Annotated in this window: 20 protein-coding genes and 1 riboswitch; of the genes, 6 read left to right on the top strand and 14 right to left on the bottom strand. The window is 68.2% G+C overall.

Annotated features, from left to right (window positions below; translation table 11 throughout):
* From ACQY39_RS23770 to ACQY39_RS23760, 3 genes are all read right to left on the bottom strand, one after another.
* Positions 1-2,406 carry an FtsX-like permease family protein gene (locus tag ACQY39_RS23770; protein ID WP_428510523.1) on the bottom strand — a complete coding sequence of 802 codons (2,406 nt, stop codon included), beginning with the start codon at positions 2,404-2,406 and terminating at the stop codon, positions 1-3.
* A gap of 159 nt (positions 2,407-2,565) precedes the next feature.
* Complete coding sequence (locus tag ACQY39_RS23765) at positions 2,566-3,243, bottom strand: ABC transporter ATP-binding protein (RefSeq protein WP_428510521.1); 678 nt, start codon at positions 3,241-3,243, stop codon at positions 2,566-2,568.
* A 45-nt stretch (positions 3,244-3,288) separates the two neighbouring features.
* A complete protein-coding gene (locus ACQY39_RS23760; protein ID WP_428510519.1) occupies positions 3,289-4,578 on the bottom strand; it encodes an efflux RND transporter periplasmic adaptor subunit in 1,290 nt (429 codons plus the stop codon).
* A gap of 160 nt (positions 4,579-4,738) precedes the next feature.
* On the opposite strand from ACQY39_RS23760, the gene ACQY39_RS23755 reads away from it, so the two are divergent.
* Positions 4,739-6,070, top strand: coding sequence for a sigma-54-dependent transcriptional regulator (locus ACQY39_RS23755; RefSeq protein WP_428510517.1), 1,332 nt, complete (start codon positions 4,739-4,741; stop codon positions 6,068-6,070).
* On the top strand, positions 6,060-7,325 hold the full coding sequence (locus ACQY39_RS23750; protein WP_428510515.1) for a sensor histidine kinase: 1,266 nt from the start codon (positions 6,060-6,062) through the stop codon (positions 7,323-7,325). Before ACQY39_RS23755 ends, ACQY39_RS23750 begins: the two co-directional genes overlap by 11 nt.
* 34 nt (positions 7,326-7,359) lie before the next feature.
* Here ACQY39_RS23750 and ACQY39_RS23745 read toward each other — a convergent pair whose 3' ends face one another.
* The 4 genes from ACQY39_RS23745 to ACQY39_RS23730 all read right to left on the bottom strand — a co-directional run bounded on the left by ACQY39_RS23745 (position 7,360) and on the right by ACQY39_RS23730 (position 10,264).
* Complete coding sequence (locus ACQY39_RS23745) at positions 7,360-8,340, bottom strand: hypothetical protein (RefSeq protein WP_428510513.1); 981 nt, start codon at positions 8,338-8,340, stop codon at positions 7,360-7,362.
* A 126-nt stretch (positions 8,341-8,466) separates the two neighbouring features.
* A complete protein-coding gene (locus ACQY39_RS23740) occupies positions 8,467-8,937 on the bottom strand; it encodes an ASCH domain-containing protein (RefSeq protein ID WP_428510511.1) in 471 nt (156 codons plus the stop codon).
* A gap of 33 nt (positions 8,938-8,970) precedes the next feature.
* Positions 8,971-9,603, bottom strand: coding sequence for a DJ-1/PfpI family protein (locus tag ACQY39_RS23735; protein WP_428510509.1), 633 nt, complete (start codon positions 9,601-9,603; stop codon positions 8,971-8,973).
* Positions 9,604-9,706: 103 nt separating this feature from the next.
* Positions 9,707-10,264 carry a TlpA family protein disulfide reductase gene (locus ACQY39_RS23730; RefSeq protein WP_428510507.1) on the bottom strand — a complete coding sequence of 186 codons (558 nt, stop codon included), beginning with the start codon at positions 10,262-10,264 and terminating at the stop codon, positions 9,707-9,709.
* 216 nt (positions 10,265-10,480) lie between these two features.
* Here ACQY39_RS23730 and ACQY39_RS23725 point away from each other — a divergent pair, with 216 nt between their 5' ends.
* The 3 genes from ACQY39_RS23725 to ACQY39_RS23715 all read left to right on the top strand — a co-directional run bounded on the left by ACQY39_RS23725 (position 10,481) and on the right by ACQY39_RS23715 (position 14,619).
* Positions 10,481-11,368 (top strand): hypothetical protein, encoded by an 888-nt coding sequence (locus ACQY39_RS23725; RefSeq protein ID WP_428510505.1) that lies wholly within the window; start codon positions 10,481-10,483, stop codon positions 11,366-11,368.
* Positions 11,365-13,698: an ATP-dependent DNA helicase gene (locus ACQY39_RS23720; RefSeq protein ID WP_428510503.1), complete on the top strand. Its 2,334-nt coding sequence runs from the start codon at positions 11,365-11,367 to the stop codon at positions 13,696-13,698. Before ACQY39_RS23725 ends, ACQY39_RS23720 begins: the two co-directional genes overlap by 4 nt.
* Before the next feature lie 192 nt (positions 13,699-13,890).
* Positions 13,891-14,619, top strand: a complete 729-nt coding sequence (locus ACQY39_RS23715; protein WP_428510501.1) for a PEP-CTERM sorting domain-containing protein — start codon at positions 13,891-13,893, stop codon at positions 14,617-14,619.
* Positions 14,620-14,876: 257 nt separating this feature from the next.
* On the opposite strand, the gene ACQY39_RS23710 is transcribed toward ACQY39_RS23715, so the two are convergent.
* Genes ACQY39_RS23710 through thiC form a run of 6 tightly spaced genes read right to left on the bottom strand, consistent with a single transcriptional unit; the run spans position 14,877 to position 21,443 of the window.
* Positions 14,877-15,764 (bottom strand): ion transporter, encoded by an 888-nt coding sequence (locus ACQY39_RS23710; RefSeq protein WP_428510499.1) that lies wholly within the window; start codon positions 15,762-15,764, stop codon positions 14,877-14,879.
* A gap of 10 nt (positions 15,765-15,774) precedes the next feature.
* Positions 15,775-17,433 (bottom strand): PfkB family carbohydrate kinase, encoded by a 1,659-nt coding sequence (locus tag ACQY39_RS23705; RefSeq protein WP_428510497.1) that lies wholly within the window; start codon positions 17,431-17,433, stop codon positions 15,775-15,777.
* Positions 17,430-18,239 (bottom strand): thiazole synthase, encoded by an 810-nt coding sequence (locus ACQY39_RS23700; RefSeq protein ID WP_428510495.1) that lies wholly within the window; start codon positions 18,237-18,239, stop codon positions 17,430-17,432. Before ACQY39_RS23700 ends, ACQY39_RS23705 begins: the two co-directional genes overlap by 4 nt.
* A 24-nt stretch (positions 18,240-18,263) precedes the next feature.
* Entirely contained in the window at positions 18,264-18,479 is a 216-nt protein-coding gene (thiS, locus tag ACQY39_RS23695) for a sulfur carrier protein ThiS (RefSeq protein WP_428510493.1), read from the bottom strand.
* Positions 18,476-19,555, bottom strand: coding sequence for an FAD-dependent oxidoreductase (locus tag ACQY39_RS23690; RefSeq protein ID WP_428510491.1), 1,080 nt, complete (start codon positions 19,553-19,555; stop codon positions 18,476-18,478). The genes thiS and ACQY39_RS23690 overlap by 4 nt, the downstream gene beginning before the upstream one ends.
* A 1-nt stretch (position 19,556) precedes the next feature.
* Positions 19,557-21,443 carry a phosphomethylpyrimidine synthase ThiC gene (gene thiC / locus ACQY39_RS23685; RefSeq protein ID WP_428510489.1) on the bottom strand — a complete coding sequence of 629 codons (1,887 nt, stop codon included), beginning with the start codon at positions 21,441-21,443 and terminating at the stop codon, positions 19,557-19,559.
* Between the two features lie 259 nt (positions 21,444-21,702).
* Positions 21,703-21,829, bottom strand: a riboswitch (TPP riboswitch).
* A gap of 134 nt (positions 21,830-21,963) precedes the next feature.
* Here thiC and ACQY39_RS23680 point away from each other — a divergent pair.
* On the top strand, positions 21,964-22,767 hold the full coding sequence (locus tag ACQY39_RS23680) for a TonB family protein (RefSeq protein ID WP_428510487.1): 804 nt from the start codon (positions 21,964-21,966) through the stop codon (positions 22,765-22,767).
* 24 nt (positions 22,768-22,791) lie between these two features.
* On the opposite strand, the gene ACQY39_RS23675 is transcribed toward ACQY39_RS23680, so the two are convergent.
* Positions 22,792-23,001, bottom strand: coding sequence for a YgaP family membrane protein (locus ACQY39_RS23675; RefSeq protein ID WP_263519176.1), 210 nt, complete (start codon positions 22,999-23,001; stop codon positions 22,792-22,794).
* Positions 23,002-23,003 lie beyond the last annotated feature (2 nt).

Below are 23,003 nucleotides of genomic sequence, written 5' to 3'. Positions count from 1 at the left end.
TCAGTCGCGCAAGGCCAGGATGGGCCGCATGGACATGGCCGCCAGGGCATGGCGCAGGCCGGCCAGGCCACTCATCAGCAAGGTGACCAGCAAGGCCGCCAGCAGCGGCCAGCCGCCCATCTGCGCGCGCTCGACAAAGCCGCTCAGGTATTGCTGGGCGATCCACCAGATCAGCGGCAGGCTGATCAGGGCAGCCAGGCCCAGCAGGGGCGCGAACTCCTTGATCAAGAGCGCGGCGATGTGGCGGTGGCCGGCACCGTGCAGCTTGCGGATGACGATCTCCAGCGCCGCGCGGCGCACCGTGTAGGCCGCCAGGGCGTAGACGCCAAAGGCGGCCAGCAGCAGGGCCAGCAGGCTGGTCGCGGCGATCAGGCGGCCGATATTGCGGTCCAGGCGGTAGCGCTGGGCCAGCTCTTCGTTCACGCTGTTCATCACCAGCACATCGTCCGGAAAGTAGCGCGGCCAGGCCTCGCTCACGGCCGCACGCAGGGCGGCCATGTCCGGGCCGTTGAGGGTCAGCACGCTGTGGCCGTTCTGATGCAGCATGAAGAGCTGGGGCTGTTGCAGCTGGCGCGCCGACTCTTGGCGGATGGCGCCGGCCACGGCGACCACGCGCACTTGCAAATCATCGGAGCGGATGATCTCGCCCAAGGCTTGCTGGGGCGAGGCATAACCGAGCGACTGGGCGGCCGTGGCGTCGATCACCACGGGCCAGACTTCTTTGGCCGCATCGGGGCCGCGGGGCGGCTGCTCGGGGATCTGAACACCCTCCAGGCTGCCGGCCAGGAAAGGGATCTCGTAGCTGCGGAAGAAGCCCGCATCGCCGGCGCTGTTGCGGGTCGAGACCTTGGTCTCGCCGCGCACCATGGTGGTCACGCTGCCGATGCCGTTGCGGCCCGGGATGTCGTCGCTCATTCCCAACTGCTTGACCGCAGCCTGGGCTTGCAGGACATCGAACAGGCCGCGCTTGGCCTCTCGCTTGGCGGTCTCGGGCAGGTCGATAGCCAACAGGCCTTCGGTCTTGAAACCGGGGTTGATGCGGGCCACGAACTCGCTTTGCCAGACCACCACCACGGCGGCGCCCGACAAGGTCAGCGCTGCGCCGAACTGCAGCACCGTCATGGCGCGGCGCAGGCGGCGGCCGGCTGCACCTTCGCTTTGCTTGCGGCCTTGCAAAGCCGGTGCACAGTGCACGCCCAGGGCCACGCGCGCCGGGTAGAGCCCGGTCAGCGCACCCAGCAGCAGGCAAGCCAGGGCCAGGCTGATCAGCTGCGCCGGGGCGAACAACTTGGTGGCGAACTTCACATCGAGCAAATCGGCAAAGCCCGGTGCCAGCAACCAGGCCAGCAGCAGGCCCACGCCGCCGGCCAGCAAGGCCACCAGGCTGGACTCCAGCACGAACTGCAGTCCCAGGCGCGCCGGGCTGGCGCCCAGGCTCTTGCGCACCGCAATCTCGCGTTGGCGGCGCAGGGTGCGCACGCTGCTGAGGTTGACGTAGTTGATGGCGGCCAGGGCCAGCATGGTCAGCGCCATGAGGCTGAGTGCGCTGTACAGCATCAGCCGGGTCTGGCTGCCGCTGCCCTCGAAGGGGATGCGGTTCAGGGGCACGGCGCGCACGAAAGCAGTCTTGCGGCCACCGGCGCGCCACTCGGGCGGCACCTCGGTCGTGCCCGGACTGCGGTCGAAGATGGACTGCATCAGGGTACCGATCTGCGCCGCGCCGGCGCCGTCGGCCAGGCGGGCGTAGACATTGCCGTTGATGTAGTACCAGGCGCTCAGCATCCACGGCGCTTGGTTGGCCGCTGGCGATTCGAAACTGGCCAGCACATCGAACTCCAGCTCGCTGTTGGCGGCCTGGCGCGGCAGCAAGGCGGCCACGGTCATCTCCTGGCCGCGCATGCGCAGGCGCTGGCCCAGCACATCGCTGCTGCGGCCGAACAGGCGCTCGGCGGCGCTGGTGGTGAGTGCCACCGTGTCCGGCTTGCTCAGCGCCGCCTTCACATCGCCGCTCAAGGCCTTGAGGCCGAAGATGTCGGCCAGCTCCGGGTCGGCGAACATGATGCGGTTCTTGCTGATCTGTTCGCCCACGCGCAGGCCGAGGTTGCTCTCCGTCACCCGCGCCACATGGCTGAGCGGAGCTTTCGCATCCCGCAGGGCGGAGCGGAAGACATAGGGCATGGAGCTGAACCAGTCGTCGTTGCGACCGGGGATGTTGCCCTTGAATTCCAGGCGTACGACCCGGTCGGGCCGCGGCACGCTGGGATCAGGCAGCCAGCGGTCATTGAGCAGCAGGGCGATCAGATAGGCCGCGGCGATGGCCACGGCCAGGCCCAGCACCACCACCAGGGAGTAGGCAGGTTCGGCCAGCAGCTGGCGCCAGCTGACGCGCAGGTCTTTGAGTTTCATGAGAGTCCTTTCAGGCCTGAGCTTGAGAATTTTTGTAGCGAGCGGCTGTCAGGCTAGGCGGACGGAGCACAGGAACCGGAACGTACTTCCTGTACGTGAGGATTCCGAGCACCGGACCAACGACGCATGGCAGTCGCGCAGTAGAAAATTCACAAGCTCTCAAGCCGCCATGGCATCGACGAGGATGCGGCCGTCCAGGAGTCGCAGGCAGCGCGAGGCCTGGGCGGCATGGGCCGGCGAGTGCGTCACCATCACCAGGGTCGTGCCTTCCTCGTTGAGCTCCCGCAGGATGCGCATCACCTCGTCGCCTTGCGCGCTGTCGAGGTTGCCGGTCGGCTCGTCGGCCAGCAGCAGGGCCGGGCGCGAGACGATGGCGCGGGCGATCGCCACGCGCTGCTGCTGGCCGCCCGAGAGCTGTGAAGGCCGGTGATTGGCGCGGTGGTCAATGCCCAGGCGCTGCATGGCGGCATCCACTCGGCCGGCGTGTTCGCTGCGCGGTACATCGCCGTACTCCAGGGCCAGCTCGATGTTCTCGCGCACGCTCAGGTCGTCGATCAGGTTGAAGCTCTGGAACACAAAGCCGATGCGGCCGCGGCGCAGGGCGCTGAGCTGGCGCTCGTTCCAGCCGGTGACGTTCTGGCCCTCGAACCAGTACTCGCCGCTGCTCGGTGCGTCCAGCAAGCCCAGGATGGACAGCAGGCTCGATTTGCCGCAGCCCGAGGGCCCCGTGATGGCCAGGTATTCGCCGGCCTCGATCTGCAGGTCGATCTGGTTCAGAGCGGTGGTTTCGACCTCGCTGTTGCGGTGCAGCTTGCTGAGGTTTTTCAGTTGGATCATGGGGTGTTCCTTCCTCGTGGAGTGTTCTGGGCAAATGGGGTGGGGTCAGGTCTTGAGCTTGAGCAGCGGCGCGTCGCCGTAGGCGCGCACCTTGGAAACGATCACGCGCTCGCCGGGCTGCAGGCCGTCCAGCACCTCGATGCGGCCGGCTGCACGGCGGCCCAGGCGCACCGTGCGGCGCTCGGCGGCGCTTCCTTCAGCATTGAGCACATAGACCCAGGCGCCGCCGCTGTCGCCGTAGAAGGCGCCGTCGGCGATCAGGCGGGCGCGGCTGGGCTGGCCCAGCACGATGCGTGCATCCAGGCTCTGGCCGGCCTGCAGGGCCGGCGGCATGCCCTGGCTGAATTCCAGCTCGACACCGAAGCGGCCGTCCTTCACCTGCGGCAGGCGCTGGCTGACCGTCAGGGGCCAGGTCTTGCCTGCGGCCTCCAGCGTCGCTTGCAGGCCTTTCTGCACGCGCGCCAGGTAGAACTCATCGACATTGCCGGCCAGCTTGAAGCTGGCGATGTCGTCGATGCGGCCGAGCCGGTCGCCCGGCTTGACGCTGCTGCCCACCTGCAGGCTGAAGCCGCTGAGCTGGCCGTCGCGCGGCGCCCGGGCGGAGAGGCCGGCGGCGGCCTGGCGCACCACGGCCAGGCCTTCGCTGAGGCCCTTGACCGCGCGTTCCATCTCGGCCACGGCCTGCTCACGGGTGCGGATCTCGGCGGCGCCGTCCTCGCGCGCCTGGGCCAGCAGGCGCTGTTGCTGCTCGCGTTTGAGCTGGGCATCCTCCAGCACTGACTTGGAGACAAAGCCCTGCGCGGCCAGGCTTTGCTGGCGGGCCAGGTCGTTCTCGGCGCGGGTCAGCTCGTGCTGCAGGCTGCTGAGGTCGCGGCGCAGCATGCTTTGCGCATTGGCCAGCGCCGTGCGCTGCATGGCCAGATTGGCCTGCTGCTGGGCCACCTCGGCCGAGCGCTGCAGCACCTCCTGCTCGCGCTGCGGGTTGGACAGGCGGTAGAGCAGGGCGCCGGCCTTGAGCATGTCGCCGTCGCGCACCAGCACCGCGTCGACGCGGCCGGCGTCGGTCGCATCCAGCAGCACCTGGTGGGCGGGCACGACCTGGGCGCGCAGGGTCAGCTCATCGCGGAATTCGCCGTCGGCCACGGTCGACAGGCTCAGCTCGCTCAGCGGCACCGACAAGCCGCGCGGCACGCTGAGGTAGAGCGCGGAGGCCACCGCCAGCGCGGCCAGGCTGAAGCCGGCCCAGCGCAGGGCGCGGGCGTATTTCTTCTTCGGCAGGGGGCGGTCCATGGCGGCGCCGGTGACGGGGGGCAGACTGTGCAAATTCGCATTCATGCCACCTCTGTACGCAAAGCGCGTGCCAGGCAGTACAGACTGGTTTTGGGGCGCAATGGCGCCGGGGCTGTCCGGGAGCGGGCACCCGGCTGCCGCTTCGCCTGAACACCTGTCCGGAATCGGACAGGTGGCCGGCCCAGCGCGCTGCTAACCTCGCGCCATGGCGATTTTGATTCTGGACGACGACCCCGATGTGGCCCTGGCGGCGCGCTTGCTGCTGCAGCGCCGCTTCGGCCCGGTGCGTCTGCTGCAGCAGCCCGAGGACCTGGCCCCGGCCCTGGACTCGGGCGATGTGGAACTGCTGCTGCTGGACATGAATTTCCTGCCCGGCCGCACCGATGGAGCTCAGGGTTTGGAGCTGCTGCAGCGCGCTCTGGCGCACAGCCCCGAGCTGCCGGTGATCGTGATGACGGCCTACGCCGAAGTGAACCTGGCCGTGGCCGCGCTCAAGGCGGGCGCTTTCGATTTCGTCACCAAGCCCTGGGACAACGCCAAGCTCTGCGCCACCGTGGCCGCGGCTCTGGCCCGGCGCGCGTCGCAGGGCGGAGCCGGCCAGCCTTCGACCTTGCTAGGCGAAGCACCGGCCATGCGCGAGCTGCGGGCCCTGATCCAGAGCGTGGCGCCAACCGAGGCCAATGTACTGGTGCTGGGCGAGATGGGCTCGGGCAAGGAGCTGGTGGCACGCGAGATCCATGCCTGGAGCAAACGCAGCGGCGAGACTTTCCTGGCCGTGGATCTGGGCGCCCTGTCCGAGACCACGCTGGAGAGCGAGCTCTTCGGCCACAAGCGCGGCAGCTTCACCGATGCGCGCCAGGAGCGGCCCGGCCGTTTTCAGGCGGCGGCCGGAGGCACCCTGTTCCTTGACGAGGTGGCCAACCTTCCCCTGACCGGCCAGGCCAAGCTGCTGACCGTGCTGGAGCGCCGCGAGGTGACGCCGTTGGGCGCCGACCGGGCGCTGCCGGTCGATGTGCGCATCGTCAGCGCCACCAATCTCGACGAGGCGGCGCTGTTCGACCCGCAGCGCTTCCGCCCCGATTTGCTCTACCGCCTCAACACCATCGTGCTGCGCGTGCCGCCGCTGCGCGAGCGCCGTGAAGACATCCCCTTGCTCGCCCGCCACTACCTGGCCGCCTATGCCCAGCAGTACGGCAAGCCCCTGCGCGACTGCAGTGCCGCCGCCTGGCAGGCCTTGCAGGCGAACGACTGGCCGGGCAATGTGCGCGCGCTGCGCCATGCCTGCGAGCGGGCCGTGATCCTGGGGCAGGGCGCGCAGCTGGAGGCGGCAGACTTTGGCTTGAGCGCCGTCACCATGCTCGTCCCAGCGGCTGCCGCGACATCGAGCGCCGGCCCGAGCCTCAGCCTGCACGAGCGCGAGCGCGAGGCCCTGGACGAAGCCCTGCGCCAGGCCGAGGGCAATATCAGCCAGGCCGCGCGTCTGCTGGGCCTGAGCCGCGCAGCGCTCTACCGGCGCATGGAAAAGCATGGGCTCTGAGCACACGCCGCTGTCGCCGGCACAGCTTCAGCAGGGGCGCAGCCAGCGCCTGCGGGGCCGCGTGCTGCTCGCCGCCTTCCTGCTGGCGCTGGGCGCCGCGGGCCTGGTCTGGCAGCAAGGCTCGCCGCGCTGGCAGGTGCTGATCCTGCTGGCCCAGCTGGCCGTGATGCGTTGGGGCTGGCTGGCTTTGGGGCGTTTGCAGCTGCCCGCGCCCGCCCTCGATCAGCCGCAGGGCAATTCAGCGCTGCAGGCCGATCTGCAGCAAAAGCTGAGCCTGCTGGAGGGCGAGCTCGAGCATGTGCCGGTGGCCTTGCTGCGCATCAGCGGCGAACATGTGACGGCGCTCAATGTGCGCGCACGCCGCCTGCTGGCGCCGGGTGGGGCGCTGGAGCGCGAGGCCCTGCTGGCCCAGCTGCGCGAGGCCCGCGGCGAGGCCGGGCGCGAGCTGCTCAGCATCGCCACCGAGCGCGGCCAGGAGCGCTGGTTGCTGGCCGGCAGCCATCTGAGCTTGGGGGGCGTGGACGCACGCCTGCTGGCCCTGCTGCCGCTGGAGTCGGAGCTGGAGGCGGAAACCCTCAAGGCCTGGCGCCAACTGGTCCATGTGCTGACGCACGAGATCATGAATTCGCTGACCCCCATCGCCTCGCTCTCGCGCACCGCGCGCGAGATGCTGGGCGACCCCGAGGCCGGCCCCGACCTCAACCTGGCCCTGGACACCATCGCCCGCCGCGCCGCCTCGCTCGCGGCCTTCGTGGGCCATTACCGCAGCATCAGCGAGCTGCCAGCGCCCCAGCCCGAGGTGCTGCAGCTGTCCGAGCTGTTTGCGCGTTTGGAGCAACTGGTGGCTGCCGACTGGCGCGCCCGTGGCGGCGAGGCCAGCTTCACCGTCGAGCCCGAGAGCCTGAGCCTGCGCGCCGACCCGGGCCAGCTGGAACAGGCCTTGCTCAACCTGATCAAGAACGCCGCCCAGGCCACCGCCGGCCTGGCCCAACCGCGCCTGAACGTACGCGCACGCCTGGTGCGCGGCGGCCGCCTGGCCCTGGAGGTGCGCGACAACGGCCCCGGCGTGCCTCCGGGTCTGGAGAACGACATCTTCCTGCCCTTCTTCAGCACCCGCAGCGCCCCCCTGGCTCGGGACGACGGCAGCCACGGCATCGGCCTGGCCCTGGTCCGCAAGCTGATCCATGGCATGGGCGGAACGGTGCGCTACGTCAAGCCGGTGGCGGGTGGGGCGTGTTTTGTTCTGAGTTTCTGAGGGCAGTTGCGGCCGCTGGCGCTGCGCGTTTCCCTCAGGCCAGGGGCGCATCCTGGCGCAAGGCGCCGGACTCGCGGTCATGCAGGTCCACCAGGTCTTGCAGCTCGGCGTGAATCTGGCCCGTGCCCAGCGTCTCCAGGTAGCGGCAGGCGGCATAGCCTGCGGCCTTGGCCTCGTACCCTTCAATCCAGGCGGAACGAATGGGCAGCTTTTCTGGGCTCACCGGCCAGACGCCGGGGCGCGGCCGCATCGAGTTCGAAATGCCGATGCGCCAGGGCTTGGCACTCAGGCGAGCGCGAAAGCAGTTCTGGTGCAGGCACATGCGCACATAGACAGGGTCTGTTGCAACGGCCTGGAAGAAGGCCCGCACCTCGGCCGAGCGCGCTGCCAAGGGCTGTTGAGTGGCCAGCACGCGCAGGCCCGCCGGCGTCTGATACAGGCGCAGGCTCCAGTCAGGGTGCGTCGACAGAAATACCTGCATGCGCTGCCGGGCCAGGTGCAAGCGGCCACCGCGCAAGCCCACCAACAGGCGCTCGACCTGCCGGGCCGCTGCCGCCGAGAAGGGCATCGAGACCAGCATGCATAGAAGGAAAACGCCGCTGCTGCGCAGTTGCAGCGCAAGCAATAGATTCAGGAAGTTCAGCAGGGCGAAACCAAGCAGGCCTGACTTGAGGCTGAACTCAGACGTGAAGTCGATGTCGGCAAACAAGGCCTGCTCGGTGTTCAGGCAATGGGCGCCATAGGCATTGCGGGTGATCACGGCCTCGCCATGCCGGGCCAGCACCTCCTCGCGGATCGGCACGCCCTCGCTGCCGTTATAGGGCAGTTTGGGTTCCCGGTGCGGCAGCGTCTCACCGGCCCGCAGGCGAGCCCAAGCCTCCTCGACGCGCGCCTCGGCCATGGCTTGTGCGTCCTCCGGGCTGATGTTGGACCAGCCGAAACGGCGCAATTCGATGGCCTTGGTGCCAAGCTGTGCGGTTCTTCGGGCCTCAGCCCAGTACTCGGGAACGATCATGTCGAAGGCAGCCTTTTGGCGCGGGAAATGGCCTGCATTCTGAAGATTATGTCGGCTTTGAGTGGGCCTTTGATCCAAGCTCGGATCAGGAGAGACCTTGCTTGCGTGCTTGCTGTTGCGGAGCCTTCAGCGCGGCCACACCACGCGAAAGCGCTCACAGGCCAGCAGCAGGTCTTCGCTGAAGCTGCGTTCTGCTAGCTCACACTCGCGTTGAAAGTAGGCTCGGTGTTCACGCTGCCAATAGGCCAGGGAGCCATCGCCTTCGCCCTCGGTGGCCGCGAACTCTGCCGTGACTTGATTGAAGGGAACGAGATTTACCTGCGTGGTCTCGATGATGCACAGCGCGCGTTCGTGTGAATCGGTGACGATGCTGAGCAGGCCGGCGCGCGGCAGCCCAAGACCTGAGGCTTCGTAGCTCCAGACGGCGCCAGCCGTCGCTTGCTTGCGGCCGGCCAGCACCAGCTGCGCCAGTTCGTCGATCATGGCTGGTGAGTCTCCGAACTGGCAGGCCTCGTAGAAGCGTTCATCGTCGAGGTCGCCAATATGGTCGGCATAGGCCTGCCAGATGGGTCGCAGATGGGATGGGATCTGGGTCATGACTCGCATTCTGTCTCGGGGCGAAAAGCCAGTTCAAGGTGCTGCGTCGCTAGCCATCAATCCAAGCGGCATATGGGCTTCGAGCAAAGCCATGGTCCGCCTCACCACATCCTCCTTCTCCCCCACCGGCGCCACATAGTGAATCGCCTCGCGCGCCGCCTCGACGCCTTGCAATCGAGCGATCAACCAGGCGGCTAGGTAGCTGGAGGCCAGGCAGCCTCCGGCGGTGGCGACATTGCCGCGGGCGAAGAAGGGCTGGTTCAGCACTTCGACACCGGCTTCCTGCACCCAAGGCTTGGTCGTCAGATCGGTGCAGGCGGGCTGGCCGCCCAGCAAGCCCAGCTTTGCCAGGATCAAAGCGCCCGAACATTGCGCGGCCAGCAGCTGCCGCTGCGGGTCCAGGCCTTTCAGTTGTTGCATCAGGGCTGGATCTTGAACCAGCTCGCGGGTCTTGATGCCGCTGCCGATCAAGACGGCATCCGCGGAGACCGCGTCTTCCACCGTGCAATGAGCTTCGATGGTCAGCCCATTCATCGAGACCGGTCGGGCCACGGGGCTGGCGATGCTGACGCGCCAATCAGGCGTTCGCGCGCGCATCAGGACGCCGTAGGCGATCAGGGAGTCGAGCTCGTTGAAGCCGTCGAAGGTGAGGATGGCAATGTGCATGCGGCGTGGGTCCAGTGCGAAACAGAGTGTGGAAAGCGATGCAGGCGGCTGCTGCATGAAGCGGCCGGCTGGTGTTCGACATTCTGTGGGCTGGGTGGCGGCCTCAGGGCAGCAGATCCGCCACGTCGTTCCAGGCCTCCGGCGCGATGCGCCCCTCGTAGCGGCGCACCACCCGGTTCTGAGCGTCGACCACCAGGGTCAGGGGCAGCTTGGTCGGCGACAGGCCGGCGTCCATGCGCAAGGAGAACAGGCCGGGCACGGGCTTGTGCATGACGTTGCGGATCTGTTCATAGCTGCGCCAGTCCGCGGCCTGCTTGTCGACGTTGACCTGCACCACGGCCACCGGTTTCTTGCGCCAGCCTTCGAGGTTGCTGCGCAGCTCGGGCAAGGTGTCGCGGCAGACGGCGCAGTTGGTGGACCAATAGAACACCACGGCCACCCGGCCCTGGAGTTGCTTGGGCGCGAAGACCTCGCCGCTCAGGCTGCTGGCCTGCACCTGCCAGTTGCTGGGGATGCCCGCGCTGCTCGGGTTGCTCATCAGAAGCTGGCCGGGGTCGGCGGCGGCATTGCTGGCAGCCTTGGCGAGCAGGGTCGCGGCGGGCTTGGGGCTGGCCGGGGCCTGAATCGGAGTCTGGGTTTGACAAAAGGCGCTCGGGCTCAAGGCAGCGAGGGCGAGTGCGGCGAGGCGAACGGGTCGAAAACCAAGGATAGAGCCTTTGTGGCGAGACAAGGGGCTGGGCTTGCGTGATGACGTCAGTGGCATCGCTGAGTGTCCTGGGCTGTTGGGTGAAGGCCAGCATGATCAGCTTGGGCCAGGAATTCAACTGCGATTCAGGGGGGGGGTAATATCACCCAGTGGCCACTGTAAACTTATCCAGTGATTGCCTCCGACGACTCCAGCCTCTCCGCCGCCTCTGCAGCATCCGCTCCGGCGCTGGGCCGTGCCCAGCTCAGCCGCCTGATGAAGATTTGGCGCTCGGGCGGCTGGCCCTGCCGCGACCCGCTGGAGATCGATCTGCTGGCCGGCGGCTGGGTCGAGCTGCGCTGCCCGCCCGGCGGCCACGAGACCTTGCAGCTGACGCCGGCCGGTATCGCCGCGTTGGCGGCCTCGCGCCAGCGTGGCCAGCGGGCCTTGAGTCTGCATGACCGTCTGGCCCGGCGCATGAGCGAGCAGCTGATGCAGAAAGACGGCCGCGTCGTCTGGCGCGAGCTGTCGCTGCGGGCGCAAGTTCAGGCCGAGGAGATGGTGCCCACCATGGCGGCTTCGCCGACGCCCTTGTTGTTCGGCGAAGACCTGCTGGACGCGCCGAACGAGGCCCGCTCGAAGCGGCCCTGGCGCATGGCCCGCCCCGATCTTTTTTCCGTGCGCAACACCTCGGTGGCGGCCTATCTGCAGCCCGTGGTGCACGAGATCAAGGCCAGCCGGGCCGATTTGCAGTCCGATCTGCGCCATGCGGCCAAGCGCGAGTCCTACCAATGGCTGTGCAGCGCCTGCTACTACGTCTTCCCAGCGGGCGTGGCCGAGCCGGAAGAGTTGCCGCCTGAATTCGGCGTTTGGGTGCTGCATGGCGAGGTCGAGACTGGCCGGATGGAGTTGCTGCGCCCGGCGCGCTACCAGCCTTGCGAGCTGCCATTTGCCGTCTGGATGGCGCTGGCCAAGGCCACGCCCGATCGGCTGGAGGGCGAGAGCCCGCAAGCCCATCTGGGCGAGCCGGGGGCGCAGCCCGAGGCGGATCTGCTCGGCGATCCAGGCAGCACGGTGTGAGCGATCTCGTTGCAGCCGAAGAGCTGCTCGTCGCCGTCCGCGCCCTGTGCGAGTTCAGCGCCAAGGCCGGCGATCTGGATCTGCGCTTCACGCCGGCACCCACGGCGTTGGAGGGCATGGCCGGCCATGCCCTGGTGGCCGGCCGGCGTGGCAGCGGCTACCAGACCGAGTTGAGCCTCAGCGGCGTTTTCCTGGAGTCAGACAGCGGCACCCGTCTGCGCGTGCGCGGCCGCGCCGATGGCTGGGACGCTGGCCGCCAGCGCCTGGAGGAAATCAAGACCCACAAAGGCAGCCTGGACGCTCAGCCCGCCAACCACCGCGCACTGCACTGGGCCCAGCTCAAGGTCTACGGTGCCCTGCTGTGCGCGCAGGAGGGCTTGGCCCGGGTCGAGCTGGCCTTGGTGTATTTCGACGTCATGGCGCAGAGCGAAACCGTGTTCGCGGAGACGCACAGCGCCGTCGATCTGCAGGCATTCTTTGCCGAACAATGCGGGCGTTATGTCGCCTGGGCGCAGCAAGAGCAGGCGCACCGCGAGGCGCGCGAAGCAGCCCTGCTGGCTCTGGCCTTTCCCCATGCCGACTTTCGCCGCGGCCAGCGCGCCCTGGCCGAGGGGGTCTACAAGGCCGCGGTCTCGGGCCGGGTGCTGCTGGCCCAAGCGCCCACCGGCATCGGCAAGACGGTGGGCACCATCTTCCCCATGCTCAAGGCCATGCCGGGCCAGAAGCTGGACAAGCTGTTTTTCCTCACGGCCAAGAGCTCCGGTCGCCAGCTGGCACTGGAAGGCGTGGGGAAGCTGAAGACCCCCCCGGGCAGCCTGCGTGTGTTGGAGTTGGTGGCGCGCGACAAGGCCTGCGAGCACCCCGACAAGGCCTGCCACGGTGAGAGCTGCCCGTTGGCTCAGGGCTTTTACGACCGCTTGCCGCAGGCTCGCGCTGCCGCTGTGCAAAGTGGCCTGGCGCTGGAGCGGGCCGCCGTGCGCGCCCTGGCCCTGGCCTTCGAGGTCTGCCCCTACTACCTGAGCCAGGAGCTGGTGCGCTGGGCCGATGTGGTGGTCGGCGACTACAACTACTTCTTCGACAGCAGCGCGCTCTTGCATGGCCTCTCCCAGCAGAACGGCTGGCGCGTGGGCCTGCTGGCGGACGAGGCGCACAACCTGCTCGAGCGTGGCCGCAAGATGTACTCGGCCGAGTTGGAGCAGGACAGCTTGCGCGGCGCCAAGCTGGTGGCGCCGCCCTCGCTGAAAGCGCCGCTTGACCGCCTGCAGCGGGCCTGGACCAAGCTGAGCAAAAGCACGGCCGGCGATGAAGCGGCCGAACCCTACCAAGTCTTGAAAGCGCTGCCTGAGGCCTGGATGCAGGCCTTGCAGCAGGCCACCGCGGCCATCAGCGAGCAACAACAGGCCGGCTCGGCCAAGCCGCTGGAGCCGGCGCTGCAGAACTTCTTCTTCGAAGCCCTGGCCTTTGCCCGCCTGGCCGAGCAGCTTGACGCCAATTCGCTCTGCGACTTGACCTTGCGCAACAGCAATGCCCCGGGCTTCGCGAAGAGCCAAGCCAAGCTGCACACCACCCTGGCGATTCGCAACATCGTGCCCGCGCCCTTTTTGCGGCCGCGCCTGCTGGCCGCCCACACGGCCACCTTGTTCTCGGCCACGGTGCAGCCCGCCGGCTTTTACGCCGACCTGCTGGGCCTGCCCGAGAACTGGGCCTATCTGGAAGTGGATTCGCCGTTTGAGGCGGCGCAGTTGGAGGTCAAGGTGGCACGCCAGATCTCCACCCGCTATGCCGACCGCCAGCGTTCTCTGGCCGCCCTGGTGGCCCAGATCGGCGCGCAATTCGAGGCCCGGCCCGGCAACTACCTGGCTTTTTTCAGCAGCCACGATTACCTGCAGCAAGCGGCCGAGCTGTTCGCGCGCGAGCATCCCGGCGTGCCGCTCTGGCCGCAGGCGCGGCGCATGAGCGAGGCCGAGCAGCAGGCCTTTCTGCAGCGCTTCACGCCCGAAAGCCAGGGCATCGGCTTTGTGGTGCTGGGAGGCTCCTTCTCGGAAGGTGTGGACCTGCCAGGCGCGCGCCTGATCGGCGCCTTCATCGCCACCCTGGGCCTGCCCCAGGTCAACCCGGTCAATGAGCAATTCCGCGCCCGCCTAGAGCAACTCAAGGGTGCGGGTTACGACTACACCTACCTCTACCCGGGCCTGCAAAAAGTGGTGCAAGCCGCCGGCCGCGTGATCCGCACGACCGAAGATCGAGGCGTGATCCATCTGCTGGACGACCGCTTCGCGCGGCGCGAAGTGCGGGCTTTGCTGCCGAGCTGGTGGCGGGTGGAGGGCTGAGGCCTGGGCTCATGAGCGGCGCTTGGCTCGGCAGCGCTTGTGCCGATGGGTCTCGAGACCAGGTCTTGGGTCCAAGGTCGGATTGCGCAGCAGTCCGCATGTTCGGACACTGACCCGGCTGAAGTGTTGGTGAGCCTGTGGGGCGAAGCCAGCCCGCCGTGCCTTCCACACCCTTCAACCCGAGAGAAACCGATGCATGCTTTGACCAAACAGACCTTGAAGACGGTCGCCCTGCTGGGCGCCTTGAGCTGCGCGGGCCTGGCGCAAGCCGGCCCGGTGTCTGGGCAAGGTACCTGGGAAACCACCTTGCTGGGGCGTGATCTCGACGGCAATGCCGCGAATGGCTTTGAAGCCTTCTACGACACGGTCTTCAAGGTCACCTGGCTGCGTGCCGGCAGCAGCAAAGGGATGGTCTGGGCAACAGCCAAGAGTTGGGCCGAGCAGGATCGCTTCGGCCTGAGCGGCTGGCGCTTGCCGACCACGGTGGACAAGGGCAAGGACGGATGCAGCTACAGCAACACGGGTGGCACCGATTGTGGCTACAACCCGGACAGCAGCGTCACCACCGGCAGTGAGATGGCGCACCTGTTCTTTCAGGTTCTGGGCAACAAGAGCATACGGGTACCAGGCAGCTACGCTCAGCAAGAGGGTTATGGTTTGACGAACTCGGGTGATTTCGAACATCTGGATTCCCGTGGCTACTGGTCCGGTACGGACAACGTGACCAATCCCAAAAGCAGCGCCTGGGGCTTCCACATGCTTTTGGGCTTCCAGGACATCGCCTCCAAGAACACCGCCAGGTACGTGCTGGCTGTGCGCGATGGAGATGTCTTCGCCGCAGTGCCGGAGCCCCAGAGCCTGGCTCTGACGCTGCTCGCCTTGACCGGCGCACTGTGGGCCAGTCGCCGGCGCACTTTCTGAGGCTTTGAGTCTGGGGGGCGCTGAGCTCAGGCGCCGGCAGGACGGTGGGCTGTTGGCGCCGATCGAGGCTCGAATCCCGTGCGGCCGGCAAGCCTCAGCTCATAGTCCCGCTCGGCTGGCAAAGCGCCGGTGCGAATGGGTGCTTTTTGCGGAGGATGCTTGCCTGCAATGGGCGCGAAGTGACAGTCCTTCGCGACCTGTGATCGGCCGCAGTCCGCCAGTTGCCGCAGTGCGCCCGCCCTGGCTCTGCTTCGCTCTCAATCGCGCTGATAGGCAGGCAGTGCCGCCCCGCAATGCCGACAGAACTTGGAATCGGCCTGATGGCCTTCGCTGAGGCAGGCGTGGCAGCTGCGTGTGGTGGCCTTGAGAGGGGCGCCCATGCGAAGTGCGCTCATTTCCGCCGTCACGATGCCGGTGGGGACGGCCAGTACGCCCCAGCCCAGCAGCATCATCAGTGAGGCAATCGCGCGGCCCAGATCGGTCTTGGGCGTGATGTCGCCAAAGCCCACCGTGGTCATGGTGGTGATGGCCCAGTAGACGGAGGTCGGGATGCTGGTGAAGCCGTTGGCCGGCCCCTCGACCACATACATCACTGTGCCCATGACCAGCACGATCATCAGCACGCCGGTGATGAAGACCGAGATCTTGCGTGAGCTGGCCCGCAGCGCATGCGCGAGGCTGGCGTACTCGGCCACATAGGCATTGAGCTTGAGGATGCGGAACACCCGCAGCAGGCGCAGCACACGCACATCGACCAGGGCATAGAGCTCGGGTACGAAGAAGGCCAGGTAGGTGGGCAGCACGGCCAGCAGGTCGACGATGCCATAGAAGCTCAGCGCATAGCGTAGCGGCTGACGCACGCAAGCCAGGCGCAGCAGGTACTCGACCGTGAAGATGGCGGTGAAGAAGATCTCCAGCCCGGTCAGCCAGCCGCCATGCTCGGCGTGAATGCTGGCCACGCTGTCCAGCATCACGGTCAACAGGCTCAGCAGCACCAGGGCAATCAGGCCCAGGTCGAAGAGCCGGCCGGCGCGGGTGTCGGCCTCGAAGATGATGGTGTAACAGCGCAGGCGCCAGCCTTGCAGGGGGCGACCGAACTCGGGCGGCTTGACGGAGTGGCGTGAAGACGAAGTCATGCTGGTCATTGTGCCGCTGCTAGGTCTCTGCGCCGCCCGCTTTCCAAGCTGTCCGCCAGTGTGCCGCATCGGCCTGGTCAAGTGCCCGCACCAGGCAGGCCGAGGCCGCACCGGCCCGGCGCGTGGCCGTCACGCGCTCGGCCTCGGTGATGCCGCCGATGGCCACCACCGGCCGGCCGGCCATGCGCACCCACCAGGCCAGGTTGTCCAGGCCTTGCGGCCGCCAGGGCATGTCCTTGGTGACCGTGGCCCAGACCGGGCCGCAGGCGATGTAGTGCGGCGCGATGCTGCGCGCGCGCGCCAGCTCCCAGAGGCTGTGGCTGGACAGGCCCAGCAGAGCGCCGCTGTCCAGAATCTGCTGGCGCTGGTCGGCCGCCAAAGCCGACCAGTCTTCCTGGCCCATGTGCAGGGCGCGGGCGCCAGCTTGCAGAGCCAGCTGCCAGTGGTCATTGATCCACAGGGTGGCGTGCGGGTGCGAGTTCAAGCCGTCGACGGCGGCAGCGATCGCCTGGCGCAGCGCCGCTTCGCTCAAGCCCGGCCGTGATTTGATACGTAGCTGCAGCTGCGCATAGCCGGCCTCGGCCAACGCGGGCAGGCGCCGCGGGTCCTCGGTGATGGCGTACAGGCCCATCTCCAACGGCTGCACCTTGGTCGCTGCTTCCAGAACATGACGCCAACGTTCCACGGTGCCGGCATTGAGCGGTTCAGCTCCGAAGCTCAGCACCGGCATGGCGCTGGGGTCGGCGATGAAGCCGGGCGCGGCACGCACCGGCCCGGCGCCCGCGCCCGCCGCGTGGCCGGCGCGCAAGGCGCTCCAGGTGGCCATCTTGGCCAGCACCAGGGCGTCGGCCAGGGCAAAGCCGCGTGCCAGGGCTGCCGCCGCGGAGCTGGCAAAGCTGCAGCCGGTGCCATGGTGGTGGCGGCTGGGCAGGCGGGGCAGGGCCAGCCAGCCCTGGGCTTGATGGTCTGGCGCCTGCACATCGATCCAATCCAAGGCCAGCTCGCGCTGGGCCGGGGCGGAGGAGTCGTCACCACCAGTGATGCAGATCGCGCGCGGGCCCAGCTCGCGCAGGGCTGCGGCCAGGGCCGGTGGGCTGTCGGAGCTGCCGGGCGGCAGGCCCAGCAGGCGCTCGGCCTCGCGGCGGTTGGGGGTCAGCAGATCGCAGCGCGGCAGCAGCTGCTCGCGGTAGGCCTGTAGCAAGGCCTCGTCGCAAAACGCCGCGCCGCCGGCCGTGGCGCCCAGCACCGGGTCGATGACCAGCAGCACCGTTTGATCGCGCCGCAAGGCGTCGATGATCTCGCACAAAGCCTGCACGGCGGCGACCGAAGCCAGCAGGCCGGTCTTGATCACTCGCGGGGTCAGGTCTTGCGCAAGGGCCTGCAACTGGGCGCGGACCTGGTCGGCGGGCAGCGGGAAGACGGCCGCCACGCCTTGCGAGTTCTGCGCCGTCACGGCGGCCAGCACTGGGCAGAGATGCACGCCAAAGGCTGCCGCTGCGCGCGTGTCGGCCGAGAGGCCCGCGCCGCCGCCGCTGTCGTGGCCGGCCAGGCTCCAGATCACGGGCGGCGCCGGGTCTTGCAGCCAGTCCGCCAGCGGCGGCTCGGCCGGCCAGGGCGAGGGCAGGCTGGGGTGGGGGTAGAGCCTCGCTGTGACGGTTGAGCTTGCACCTTCGCTCATGGCGCGCTCCCGAGCAGAAAGGCATGGCCGCTGACGGGGGTCGATGGCACGGCGAAATCCTGTGTGGCCATCAGCCCGGCGCGGTAGGCGGCGCGGCCGCCCTCGATGGCGGACTTGAAAGCGCCTGCCATGGCCACCGGGTCGCGCGCCTGCGAGACCGCGGAATTGAGCAGTACGGCATCGAAGCCCAGCTCCAGGGCCTGGGCGGCATGCGAGGGCGCGCCAATGCCGGCGTCGATGATCAAGGTGGTGTCGGGCAGGCGCTGACGCAGGCTGCGCAGGCCGGCGATGTTGTTCAGGCCCTGGCCCGAGCCGATCGGTGCGCCCCAGGGCATGAGCAGGGGGCAGCCGGCATCGAGCAGGCGGCGGCACAGCACCAGGTCTTCGGTGCAGTAGGGGAAGACCTCGAAGCCTTCTCGCACCAGGGTCTGGGCGGCGCTGAGCAGCTCGAAGGGATCGGGCTGCAGCGTGTGCTCGTCGCCGATCACTTCCAGCTTGATCCAGCGCGTGCCGTAGAGCTCGCGCGCCATCTGCGCCAGGTTGATGGCCTCGCGCGCGCTGCGGCAGCCGGCGGTATTGGGCAGCAGGCGCGCGCCCTGGGCTTGCGCCGCTTGCAGGGCACCGGCCACAAAGCCGTTGTCTCCCGCCTGCAGCGTGCGTTTGAGGCCGACCGTCAGGACCTGGGTGCCCGAGGCGGCAATCGCGCGCGCCAGGGTCTGCGGGTCCGGGTAGCCGGCGCTGCCGAGCAGGAAGCGGCTGTTCAGCGCCGCGCCGGGGACTTGGAAAAGATCGGTGTTGACGGTCATGGCGGAGGGGTATTGCAATCGGGCTTAGCCGCCGACGATGGGTTGAAACAAGAGCACTTGATCGCCCGCTTGAAGCGTGGTGCTGGCCCGCGCTTCGCGGCGCAGGAACTGGCCGTTCAGCGCCGTGCCCACGCTCTCGGGCGGGCGTTGCAGCTGCGCCAGCAGATCGGCCACGGTGTGGCCGGCCGGCAGGGTCAGGTCTTGCTCGTCGAGGCGGATGGTGATGTGGGTGGCGTTCATGTCGGGGCGTTGCAAGATTCTTCGTGGGCCGCGAGCGAGGCCAGGCCGCATTGCAGCAAGAGCTGCTGAACCAGGGCGGGGGCCAGCAACCAGCCGTGGCGGTAGAGGCCGTTCAGGCGCAGCAGTCCGGGCTCAGCCAGGCTCAGCGGGCGGTGGTCGGGCAGGGCGGGGCGCAGATTGACATCGAGCCGCGTGATGCGCGCCTCTGCCAGCGAGGGCATGACGCTGTGGGCGGCGGCCATCAGCTCGACGGCGCTTTGCAGGCTGACGGGCGAACGGTCTTCGCTCTCGATCTCGCTGGCGCCGAGCAGCAGGCTATCCGGCGTGCGCGGCACGAGATAGATGCGATGGCGCGGATGCAGCAGGCGCAGCGGCCGTTGCAGGCCGTGGCCGCTGAGGCTCAGGTGCACGACCTCGCCGCGCACGCCGCGCAGGCCCGTGGCCTGCGGCCGGGCGCCCAGGCCGCGGCAGTCGATGGCCCAGTCCGCGGCGATGCGCTGGCCGGTGTGCAGACGAATTTCGCCGGCATGCACGGCCTCCACCGGCGATTGCCAATGCCAGCGCACGCCGGTGGCTTGATCGTGGAGCGCAGCCATCATCCGCGGCGGGTGGATCAAGCCTTCGCCGGGCAGCAGCCAGGCGCGCGGCCCGCGCAAAAGGCTGGGCTCCAGGTACTGCAGCTCGGCCTCGCTCAAGGCCTGCGCCCGGCCGAGTTCGGGGTGCTCACTCAGGCGGGACAGCACCCGCTCGGCCGCACCCAGGTCCTGGCGGTGCGCGAGCAGCAGGCTGCCCTGGGTTTGCAGGCAAGACCTGAGCCCCAGCGCCTCGCAGACCTGGGGCCAGAGCTGCAGCGAGCGCCAACCGAGCGCGGCCACCTCGGCCTCGGCCCGGTCCAGCTCGGCCAGGGGGCTGAGCATGCCGGCGGCGGTGAAGGCGGCCGCGCCCTGGCCGTCAAAGCGCGGCTCCGGGCCGGGACCGGCCTCGAAGACCTCGACCTCATGACCGGCTCGGCTCAGCGCCCAAGCGAACAGGCGCCCGGCCAGGCCGGCGCCCGCGATGGCGATCTGCAAGCCCATCTCAGACGGGCTGGATGGGGATGTAGATCTCGCTGCCCTGAGCCTTGAACTCCGCGCTCTTGGCCGCCATGCCGGCCTCGGCCTCCAGCTGGGCCGAGTACTCGCGCACGTCCTGCGTGATCTTCATCGAGCAGAACTTGGGGCCGCACATGGAGCAGAAATGCGCGACCTTGGCGCTGTCCTTGGGCAGGGTTTCGTCGTGGAAATCGCGTGCGGTTTCGGGGTCCAGGCCGAGGTTGAACTGGTCTTGCCAACGGAACTCGAAGCGGGCCTTGGACAGCGCGTCATCGCGGGCGCGGGCGCCTGGGTGGCCCTTGGCGATGTCGGCCGCATGGGCGGCGATCTTGTAGGCCATCAGGCCGGCTTTCACATCGTCACGGTTGGGCAGGCCCAGGTGTTCCTTGGGCGTGACGTAGCAGAGCATGGCGCAGCCGAACCAGCCGATCATCGCCGCGCCGATGCCGCTGGTGATGTGGTCGTAGCCTGGGGCGATGTCGGTGGTCAGCGGGCCGAGTGTGTAGAAGGGCGCCTCGTCGCAGTGCTTGAGCTGCTCGGTCATGTTCGCCTGGATCAGGTGCATGGGCACATGGCCGGGGCCTTCGATCATGGTCTGCACATCGTGCTTCCAGGCGATCTTTGTCAGCTCGCCGAGCGTGCGCAGTTCGGCAAACTGGGCCTCGTCGTTGGCGTCCGAGAGGCTACCGGGGCGCAGGCCGTCGCCCAGCGAGAAGCTGACGTCATAGGCCTTCATGATTTCGCAGATCTCTTCGAAGTGCGTGTAGAGGAAGTTTTCTTGGTGGTGGGCAATGCACCACTTGGCCAGGATGGAGCCGCCGCGCGAGACGATGCCGGTGCGGCGCTTGACCGTCATCGGGATGAAGGGCAGGCGCACGCCGGCATGGATGGTGAAGTAGTCGACGCCTTGCTCGGCCTGCTCGATCAAGGTGTCGCGGAACAGCGCCCAGGTCAGGTCTTCGGCCACGCCGCCGACCTTCTCCAGCGCCTGGTAAATCGGCACGGTGCCAATGGGCACGGGGCTGTTGCGGATGATCCAGTCGCGGGTGGTGTGGATGTTGCGGCCGGTGGACAGGTCCATCACCGTGTCGGCGCCCCAGCGGGTGCTCCAGACCAGCTTTTCCACTTCCTCCTCGATGGAAGAGGTGACGGCCGAGTTACCGATATTGGCGTTGACCTTCACCAGGAAGTTGCGGCCGATGATCATCGGCTCCAGTTCCGTGTGGTTGATATTGGCCGGGATGATGGCGCGGCCGCGTGCCACCTCCTCGCGCACGAACTCGGGCGTGATGATGCGCGGGATGGCTGCACCCATGGGCGTGCCGGCGAGGCGGGCTTCGCGCTCGGCATCGGCCTCGTACTCGCGCATCCATTCATGGCGCTGGTTCTCGCGGATGGCGATGTACTCCATTTCGGGCGTGACGATGCCGCGGCGGGCGTAGTGCAGCTGGGTGACATTGAAGCCAGCCTTGGCGCGGCGCGGCGTGCGGCGCAGGCCGGCGCTCAGGGCCAGCAGAGCTTCTTGCTGCGCGCTCTCGCGCAGGCCGTCGTCCATCAGCTGGATGGCGCGGCCGGCGTAGGGCTCGGTGTCTTGGCGCGCTTCGACCCAGGCGGCGCGCGGCGTGGGCAGGCCACGCTTCACATCGATGGCTGCGGCTGCATCGGTGTAAGGGCCGGACGCGTCGTACACGCTGACCACCTCGCCGTTGCTGAGCGCGATGGCGCGCATGGGCACGCGCAGCTCGGGGTGTTGCTGGCCGGCGAGATAGATCTTGCTGGAGCCGGGCAGGGGCGTGCGGGTCAGCTCAAGGCTGGTGTTAAGGCTGTCGCTGGCGCTGGCGGTTTGCAGGCCGGGGTCGGTGATGCTGTTCATGGTGATGCATTCCTCGCTGTGCTGGTGGGGCTGCGAGGGCTGGCATTGACATGGCTGCGGCGCGGCACAAGGGCGGGCACGACCGGGCAGCTGCGGGGCTGCTTCAACAGGACTGGGGAACGCGGGCGCCCAGGACGGGCATGGTGCCGGGGTGTCACAGCGGCGGTGAGGGCGGACTGGGCGCCACCTTTGAGGCGTGGTCTCGTTCGCGTTCACTGCGGCTGGCCCTGGTGCGATGCATGTCCAGGGCCCGCACCCCAGGCGGGGGTCGGGCTCTTCTTACGCCGGTATCAACCGGATCAAGTTCAGCGGGTCCGTGGCTTCCACCACATCTCAGCCCGGTGCATCGTGAACGATTGCACAACAGGGCCCCCCGGAGCGAGGCCGCAGTATATCCACATTAGGTGCAGCACTCTGTACTGCGGGCAAACCCGAGCAAGCGCAAGGCCCGGCCTTCCCTAAACTTCGGTTCGCCGCAGTCTGCGGCCGCGCGCATTCCCCCATTTTCAAGGAGCACAGCATGTGTCGAAGCAAGCGCCGGGCCCCGAGTCTGGTGGGTCTGGCCGTGGCCCTGGTCACCAGTCTGGCCGCCGTGCCGGCCGCCCAGGCGCAAGCCGGAGCGGACGCCAGCAAGGCCAAAACGGAGTTGAGCCCCACCGAGCGGGCCCAGCGTGACGCCGACAAGGTGTTCCAGTGGATTCGCTTTCACGCCGACAAGCCGGGCGCCAAGCCGGCCATCATCTTGCCGGGGCAGGGCGCTGCGGCGCCCGCCGCGGTGGCCGCCAAGCCCAACAATAACCGGGCCCCTGAGCGCAATGCCGATGCGGCCGGTGCGCGGCGCAATGCTGCTGCGGGCAACCCTGACCGGCGTGGTATCACCGAAACGGTCGCTGATGTGGCGGTCGAGGCGGGCCGCGCTGAATCGACCGCGGCCCTGAGCCCTGAAGCCACCCAGCTGGCCGCGGCCAGCTTGAGCGCGACAAATGTGCCGGCCGTGCTGCCCGAGACCTTGGCGCCGACGGCCGCACCGGCTGCTGCCGCCGCTGTCTTTGCCGAACCGCCACCGGTGGTGGAAACCCCGCTCAAGGCCATCAAGATGGTGGAGCCGGAGTTCCCTCGCCAGCTGCAATCGACGCTGCGCTCGGGCACTGTTCAGGTGCGCTTCACGGTCATGCCGGACGGCTCAGTGGGCCGCGCCGAGGCCATCCAGACCACGCATCGCCGGCTCAACACGGCCGCTCTCGATGCGGTCAATCAGTGGCGCTTCGAGCCGATTGCCAAGGCCCGCGAGGCCACGGTCGAGCTGGTCTTCCGGGTCGAGTGAAGGCAGCCGCGCGAGCGGCCCTTCTCAATTGCCGCGGCGCACGCCCAGTCGCGCCAGCAGGCTTTCCATCAGACACCATTTCGTCACGCCGCTCTGCAGCAGATTGAGCCCGACGAAGGCGGTGAAGGCCAGCCACCAGCTGGAGACAAACAGCGGGCTGGACGGCAGGCCCAGGGCCAGCGAAATCAGGATGAAGCTGCCGGCGGCGATGCGCACGATTTGCCAGGTGCTCAGAG

Source organism: Roseateles sp. (genome assembly GCF_965262435.1).
Lineage (GTDB): Bacteria > Pseudomonadota > Gammaproteobacteria > Burkholderiales > Burkholderiaceae_C > Paucibacter_A.
Note: the sequence above shows the minus strand (reverse complement) of the source record. Positions and strands in the feature narration are given on the sequence as shown.

What these genes read in the sequence shown, in the direction of transcription:
- ACQY39_RS23770 (WP_428510523.1), bottom strand. Translation starts at nt 2,406, where the DNA reads ATGAAACTCAAAGACCTGCGCGTCAGCTGGCGCCAGCTGCTGGCCGAA.
- ACQY39_RS23765 (WP_428510521.1), bottom strand. Translation starts at nt 3,243, where the DNA reads ATGATCCAACTGAAAAACCTCAGCAAGCTGCACCGCAACAGCGAGGTC.
- ACQY39_RS23760 (WP_428510519.1), bottom strand. Translation starts at nt 4,578, where the DNA reads ATGAATGCGAATTTGCACAGTCTGCCCCCCGTCACCGGCGCCGCCATG.
- ACQY39_RS23755 (WP_428510517.1), top strand. Translation starts at nt 4,739, where the DNA reads ATGGCGATTTTGATTCTGGACGACGACCCCGATGTGGCCCTGGCGGCG.
- ACQY39_RS23750 (WP_428510515.1), top strand. Translation starts at nt 6,060, where the DNA reads ATGGGCTCTGAGCACACGCCGCTGTCGCCGGCACAGCTTCAGCAGGGG.
- ACQY39_RS23745 (WP_428510513.1), bottom strand. Translation starts at nt 8,340, where the DNA reads ATGATCGTTCCCGAGTACTGGGCTGAGGCCCGAAGAACCGCACAGCTT.
- ACQY39_RS23740 (WP_428510511.1), bottom strand. Translation starts at nt 8,937, where the DNA reads ATGACCCAGATCCCATCCCATCTGCGACCCATCTGGCAGGCCTATGCC.
- ACQY39_RS23735 (WP_428510509.1), bottom strand. Translation starts at nt 9,603, where the DNA reads ATGCACATTGCCATCCTCACCTTCGACGGCTTCAACGAGCTCGACTCC.
- ACQY39_RS23715 (WP_428510501.1), top strand. Translation starts at nt 13,891, where the DNA reads ATGCATGCTTTGACCAAACAGACCTTGAAGACGGTCGCCCTGCTGGGC.
- ACQY39_RS23710 (WP_428510499.1), bottom strand. Translation starts at nt 15,764, where the DNA reads ATGACCAGCATGACTTCGTCTTCACGCCACTCCGTCAAGCCGCCCGAG.
- ACQY39_RS23705 (WP_428510497.1), bottom strand. Translation starts at nt 17,433, where the DNA reads ATGAGCGAAGGTGCAAGCTCAACCGTCACAGCGAGGCTCTACCCCCAC.
- ACQY39_RS23700 (WP_428510495.1), bottom strand. Translation starts at nt 18,239, where the DNA reads ATGACCGTCAACACCGATCTTTTCCAAGTCCCCGGCGCGGCGCTGAAC.
- thiS (WP_428510493.1), bottom strand. Translation starts at nt 18,479, where the DNA reads ATGAACGCCACCCACATCACCATCCGCCTCGACGAGCAAGACCTGACC.
- ACQY39_RS23690 (WP_428510491.1), bottom strand. Translation starts at nt 19,555, where the DNA reads ATGGGCTTGCAGATCGCCATCGCGGGCGCCGGCCTGGCCGGGCGCCTG.
- thiC (WP_428510489.1), bottom strand. Translation starts at nt 21,443, where the DNA reads ATGAACAGCATCACCGACCCCGGCCTGCAAACCGCCAGCGCCAGCGAC.
- ACQY39_RS23680 (WP_428510487.1), top strand. Translation starts at nt 21,964, where the DNA reads ATGTGTCGAAGCAAGCGCCGGGCCCCGAGTCTGGTGGGTCTGGCCGTG.